We start from the raw sequence: 4,420 nt of genomic DNA, 5'->3' as shown, positions 1-4,420 counted from the left end.
CGAACCCGACCCGCTCGGCCGCGCCGCCACCGCCCGCGACGGCGCGCTGGCGCTGCTCACCGGCCTGGCCGCCAACCGCTCGCTGGAGACCGGCGCGCCCACCCGGGTCGCCGACCTGCTCACCCTGCCCTGACCGAGGAGCCCTCCCCCGTGCCGATCATCTCCCCCAGCGATCTGCTGCTGCCCGCCGAGCCCGGCCTGCGCGCCCTGGCGCGCGAGCTGTACGCGCTCGCCGCGCAGCAGCCGATCATCTCCCCGCACGGGCACGTCGACCCCGGGCTGCTGGCCGAGGACCAGCCGTTCCCCGACCCGGCCCGGCTGCTGATCGTGCCCGACCACTACCTGACCCGGATGCTGCTCAGCCAGGGCGTACCCCCGGCCGACCTGGGCGTGCCGAGCGTCGACGGCAGCCCGGTCGAGACCGACGGGCGCACCGTCTGGCGGCGCTTCGCCGCGCACTGGCACCTGTTCCGCGGCACCCCGTCACGGCTGTGGCTGGAGCAGACGTTCCGGCACGTGTTCGGCGTCGACACGCCGCTGAGCCCGGCCACCGCCGACACCGTCTACGACGCGCTCGCCGCGCGCCTGGCCGAACCGGGGTTCCGGCCCCGGGCGTTGTTCGAACGCTTCGGCATCGAGGTGCTCGCCACCACCGAGTCGCCGCTGGACGACCTGGGCAGGCACGCCAAGCTCGCCGCCGACGGCTGGGGCGGGCCGGGCGGGCGGGTGGTCACCACGTTCCGCCCGGACGACGTGGTGGACATGGAGTTCGACAACTGGTCGGACAACGTGGACCGCCTCGCCGAGGTCTCCGGGCAGGACACCGGCACCTACGCCGGATACCTGGCCGCGCTGCGGGCACGGCGGGAGGCGTTCGCCGCCGCCGGGGCCACCTCGTCCGACCACGGGCACCCCACCGCCCGTACCCTCGATCTCGGCCCGGCGCAGGCCGCGGCGCTCTACGACAAGGGCCGGCGCGGCCTGGCCGACGCCGCCGACGCCGAGGCGTTCCGGGCGCACATGCTGCTGGAGTTCGCCCGGATGTCGCTCGACGACGGCCTGGTCATGCAACTGCACCCGGGCGCGGTCCGCAACCACAACCGCTGGCTGCACGCCCGGCACGGCCGCGACGTGGGCGGCGACGTGCCGCAGGCCACCGAGTACGTGCACGGCCTCGCGCCGCTGCTCGACGCGCACGGCAACGACCCCCGGCTCACCGTGGTGCTCTACACGCTCGACGAGGACACGTTCACCCGGGAACTCGCCCCGCTCGCCGGCGGGTACGCGGCGCTGCGCCTCGGCGCGCCCTGGTGGTTCCTGGACTCCCCCGAGGTGCTGCGCCGGTTCCGGGAGGCGGTCACCGAGACGGCCGGCTTCTACAACACCGCCGGGTTCGTCGACGACACCCGCGCGTTCTGTTCCATCCCGGTACGCCACGACGTGGCCCGCCGGGTCGACGCCGGCTTCCTCGCCCGCCTGGTCGCCGAGCACCGCCTCGGCGAGGACGAGGCGGCCGAGACCATCGTCGACCTGGCGTACCGGCTGCCCAAGCAGGTCTTCAAGTTCGGAGGTGGGCCCGCATGACCACGATCGTCGACGTCGCGGTGCACGACGTACGCTTCCCCACCGCCGCCAGCGGCGACGGCTCGGACGCGATCAACAGGGGCGACTACTCGGCCACGTACGTGGAGCTGACCACCGACGGCGGCCCGACCGGCACCGGGTTCACGTTCACCAACGGCCGCGGCAACGAGATCACCTGCGCGGCGGTCCGCGCGCTCGCCCACCACGTGCGGGGACGCACCGTCGCCGAGATCGCCGCCGAACCCGTCGCGTTCTGGCGCTCCCTGGCCGCCGACGTGCAACTGCGCTGGCTCGGCCCGGAGAAGGGCGTGATCCACATGGCCACCGGCGCGCTCGTCAACGCGGTCTGGGACCTGCGTGCCAAGCTGGCCGGCAAGCCGATGTGGCGGTTCCTCGCCGAGGCGCCCACCGACGAGCTGGTCGCGACGATCGACTTCCACCACATCACCGACGCGCTCACCCCGGACGAGGTGGCGGCCATCCTCGACAAGGGACGCGACGGCCTGGCCGACCGGCTCGCCGGGCTGGAACGCGACGGGTTCCCCTCGTACACCACCTCGGTCGGCTGGCTCGGCTATCCCGACGAGCAGGTGCGCGCGCTGACCCGCGACGCGTACGCGCAGGGGTGGCGCGCGATGAAGATGAAGGTCGGCGGGCGGATCGAGGACGACCTGCGGCGGGCCCGGATCATCCGGGCCGAGATCGGCCCGGACGCGCTGCTGATGATGGACGCCAACCAGGTGTGGGACGTGGACGAGGCGATCGCCGCGATGGGCGTGCTCGCCGAGGTCGACCCGTACTGGATCGAGGAGCCCACGCACGCCGACGACGTGCTCGGGCACGCCCGGATCGCCCGCGCGGTCACCGAGCTGACCGGCGGACGCTGCCGGGTCGCCACCGGCGAGGTCGCCGCCAACAAGGTGATCTTCAAGCAGTTGCTCCAGGCCGAGGCGATAGGCGTGATGCAGGTCGACGCCTGCCGCGTCGGCGGCGTGGACGAGGTGCTCGCCGAACTGCTGCTGGCGGCGAAGTTCGGCGTGCCGGTCTGCCCGCACGCCGGCGGCGTCGGCCTGTGCGAGTACGTGCAGCACCTCGCGGTCTTCGACCACCTGCGGGTCGGCACGAGCCTGGACGGCCGGATGGTCGAGTACGTCGACCACCTGCACGAACACTTCATCGACCCGGTCCGCACCCGGGGCGGGCGCTACCTGCTGCCCACCGCCCCCGGCTACAGCTCCACCATGCGCCCGGAGTCGATCGCGGAGTTCCGCTTCCCGGACGGCCCGGCATGGCGCTGACCGCCGACCGGCTCGGCCTGGCCACGCTGCGTCACCTGCCACCGGAGTCCCGGCCGCTGCTGCGCCCCGGCACCGTGCCGGCCGGCATCGTCCACCTCGGCCTCGGCGCGTTCCACCGCGCCCACCAGGCCGTGCACACCGAGGCGGCGGTCGGCGCGGCCGGCGGCGACTGGGGCATCGTCGGCGTCGCACCGCGCAGCACCGACGTGGTCGACGCCCTGGCCGCGCAGGACTGCCTGTTCAGCGTCACCACGCTCGCCGCCGACGGCGCGGCCACCCGGGTGGTCGGCGCGCTCGCCGGGGTACGGCACGCGGCGGGCGACCCGGACGCGGTGGTCGGCCTGCTCGCCGACCCGGCGATCCGGGTGGTCACGCTGACGGTGACGGAGAAGGCGTACCGGCTGGACCCGGTGACCGCCGCGCTGACCGTGGACGCGGACCTCACCGCCGACCTGACCACCGGCCGTCCCCCGCGTACCGTGCCGGGCCTGCTGGTGCGCGGGCTGCTCGCCCGGGCCGCCGCCGACGCCGGGCCGATCGCGCTGGTGAGCTGCGACAACCTGCCCGCCAACGGGCGGCGGCTGCACGGGCTGGTGGCGCAGTGCCTCGCGCTGGCCCGGGTGCCGGACGCGAGCGCCGAGCGGGTGCTGGCGGCGGTGACCTGCCCCGGCACCATGGTCGACCGGATCGTGCCGGCCAGCACCGACGCGACCCGGGACGCCGCCCGGCGGGCGCTGGGCGTGGCCGACCTGGCGGCGGTCGCCGCCGAACCGTGGTCGCAGTGGGTGATCGAGGACGACTTCCCCGCCGGCCGGCCGGCCTGGGAACGCTCCGGCGCCGTGCTCACCGACGACGCCGGCCCGTGGGAGCGGCTGAAACTGCGGGCGCTCAACGGCGTGCACTCGGCCACCGCGTACCTGGGTGCGCTGGCCGGCGCGGAGACGGTGGCCGAGGCGCTGACGCTGCCGCACCTGGACGCGGTGCTGCGGCGGCTGGTCGCCGAGGAGATCGCGCCCAGCTTCACCCCACCGCCCGGCGTCGACGTGGCCGCCTACGGCGAGCAGGTGCTGGCCCGCTTCGGCAACCCGGCGATCCGGCACCGGACGTGGCAGGTCGCCATGGACGGCTCGCAGAAGCTGCCGCAGCGGGTGCTGCACACCGTCGCCGACCTGCGGGCGACCGGCCGGTCGGCGCGGTGGAGCGCGCTCGTGGTGGCCGCGTGGCTGCGGTTCCTGCTCGGGTACGCCGACGACGGCCGGCCGTTGCCGCTGGACGATCCGCTTGCCGACCGGCTGCGCACCGCGCTGGCCGCCGGAGCGCACACCCCGGCCGGGGTGGTGGACGCGGTGTTCGCGCTGCGCGAGGTGTTCCCCGCCGACCTGGCCGCCGACGAGGAGGTCCGCGCGGACGTGACCGGCTGGCTCACCGCGCTGGAACGCCACGGCGTCCGGGCCACGCTGGCAGGCGCCCGGTGAGCGGCGGCGGGCCGCCGCGAGTGGCGCTGATCGGGGCGAACGGGCACGGCCGCTGGCACCGCC

At 75.3% G+C, this 4,420-nt stretch carries 3 protein-coding genes; all 3 read left to right on the top strand.

Annotated features, from left to right (window positions below):
- The first annotated feature begins 150 nt into the window (after window positions 1-150).
- Genes uxaC through HUW36_RS26600 form a run of 3 tightly spaced genes read left to right on the top strand, consistent with a single transcriptional unit; the run spans window position 151 to window position 4,357 of the window.
- Window positions 151-1,584, top strand: coding sequence for a glucuronate isomerase (gene uxaC / locus HUW36_RS26610; RefSeq protein WP_174530653.1), 1,434 nt, complete (start codon window positions 151-153; stop codon window positions 1,582-1,584).
- Window positions 1,581-2,882: an enolase C-terminal domain-like protein gene (locus HUW36_RS26605; protein WP_174530652.1), complete on the top strand. Its 1,302-nt coding sequence runs from the start codon at window positions 1,581-1,583 to the stop codon at window positions 2,880-2,882. The genes uxaC and HUW36_RS26605 overlap by 4 nt, the downstream gene beginning before the upstream one ends.
- Window positions 2,873-4,357 (top strand): mannitol dehydrogenase family protein, encoded by a 1,485-nt coding sequence (locus tag HUW36_RS26600; protein ID WP_174530651.1) that lies wholly within the window; start codon window positions 2,873-2,875, stop codon window positions 4,355-4,357. Before HUW36_RS26605 ends, HUW36_RS26600 begins: the two co-directional genes overlap by 10 nt.
- The last annotated feature ends 63 nt before the right edge of the window (window positions 4,358-4,420 follow it).

The sequence above is a fragment of the Micromonospora maritima genome (assembly GCF_902825405.1).
Taxonomy (GTDB): domain Bacteria; phylum Actinomycetota; class Actinomycetes; order Mycobacteriales; family Micromonosporaceae; genus Micromonospora; species Micromonospora maritima.
This window is presented reverse-complemented; position numbering and strand designations above follow the sequence as displayed.

Excerpts from the sequence above, each read along its gene's own strand:
- HUW36_RS26605 (WP_174530652.1), top strand. The coding sequence starts at position 1,581 with ATGACCACGATCGTCGACGTCGCGGTGCACGACGTACGCTTCCCCACC.
- HUW36_RS26600 (WP_174530651.1), top strand. The coding sequence starts at position 2,873 with ATGGCGCTGACCGCCGACCGGCTCGGCCTGGCCACGCTGCGTCACCTG.